This is a genomic window from Actinoplanes sp. NPDC051633 (genome assembly GCF_040681735.1).
Taxonomy (GTDB): domain Bacteria; phylum Actinomycetota; class Actinomycetes; order Mycobacteriales; family Micromonosporaceae; genus Actinoplanes.
This window is the reverse complement of record NZ_JBFAZH010001683.1, coordinates 1-1,259: the sequence shown is the minus strand read 5'-3', so window position 1 is coordinate 1,259 and position 1,259 is coordinate 1. Positions and strand designations below refer to the sequence as shown.

Here is a 1,259-nt window from a genome sequence, read left to right as displayed (position 1 = left end):
AGCCCCGCCGCCACCCCTGACCGGACTGAAGACAGAGCCGTCCACAGCCCCACCGCCGCCCCTGACCGGACTGAAGACAGAGCCAGAGTGGTCGAGCTCTGGACGACCGACGTCCGCCGCGGTGACGACGCCCTGGACGACCTGGCCACCGAGTGGAACGACCTCTTCGACCGCTGCGCCGCGGCATCACCCTTCCAGGCGTACGCCTGGGTGCACTCCTGGTGGCGGTCCTACGGCGTGCCCGGACGCCTCCGGGTGTTCCTGGTCCGGCACCGCGGCCGGCTGGTCGGCGCGGCCGCGTTCCAGCTGCGATGGCGGGCCGGCTGCCCGGTGCTGACGCCGCTCGGCGGCAGCATCACCGACTTCACCGACGTGCTGCTCGACGACGAGACCGCCGCCGCTGCCGCACCGATCCTGGCCACCGCCATGGTCGGCGACCGGGGATGGCAGGCGATCGACCTCCCGGAGTCGCGCACCGGCACGGCGCTGGTAGCGGCGTGGCCCGGCCCGCACCACGAGACCGCCGGCTCGCTCTGCCTCGAGCTGCCCTCGAGCGAGATGGAAGACCTGGTGCGCGGGCTGCCGTCGCACTCCCGCAAGACTGTCCGCCGCCGCCTCAACCAGCTGAAGAAGGCCGCCCCCGAGGTACGCGAGGTCGCGGCCGGCGAGGCGCCGCAGGCGGTCGAGAGCCTCCTGCGGCTGCACCGGCGCCAGTGGCACGGCCGCGGCGGCAACCCGGAGCACTTCGCGCCCGCGTTCGCCGAGCATCTCACCCGGGCCGTCACCGCGATGATCTCTCGCGGTGAGGCGGCTCTCGTCGAGTACCGCTTCGACGGCGAGCTGCTCGCCTCGTCGCTGATCCTGATCGGCCGCGACCTGGTGGGCGGCTACCTCTTCGGGGTCGATCCCGCACTGCGCGGCCGGGTCGACGTGACCACCATGCTGCTGGCCGACGCCCTGCCGCTGGCGCACCGGCTGGGCCGGCCGACGATGAGCATGCTGCGCGGCGCCGAGGGGCACAAGTCGACCTGGCGCCCGGCCGAGGCGCCGAACCGACGCGTCCTGCTCGTCCGCCCGGGCAGCCTGCGCGGCGGCGGATACGCCCGCGGCGTGCTCGCCCTGCGCCGCGCGACCGAGCTGGCCAAGGAGAAGGCGCCCTGGGTCAAGGCCGTCCGTGACCGCCTGCGGTGGCGGCGATGACCACTTCAGTGGCGGGGCGGTGGACGGTGCTGCACGTGGCGCAGCCGCGCGAGGGCGGC

At 74.5% G+C, this 1,259-nt stretch carries 1 protein-coding gene; it reads left to right on the top strand.

Features of this window, described 5'->3' with window-relative positions; translation table 11 throughout:
- The first annotated feature begins 87 nt into the window (after nucleotides 1-87).
- Nucleotides 88-1,200 carry a GNAT family N-acetyltransferase gene (locus AB0M20_RS44300; protein WP_364307570.1) on the top strand — a complete coding sequence of 371 codons (1,113 nt, stop codon included), beginning with the start codon at nucleotides 88-90 and terminating at the stop codon, nucleotides 1,198-1,200.
- Nucleotides 1,201-1,259: the final 59 nt, after the last annotated feature.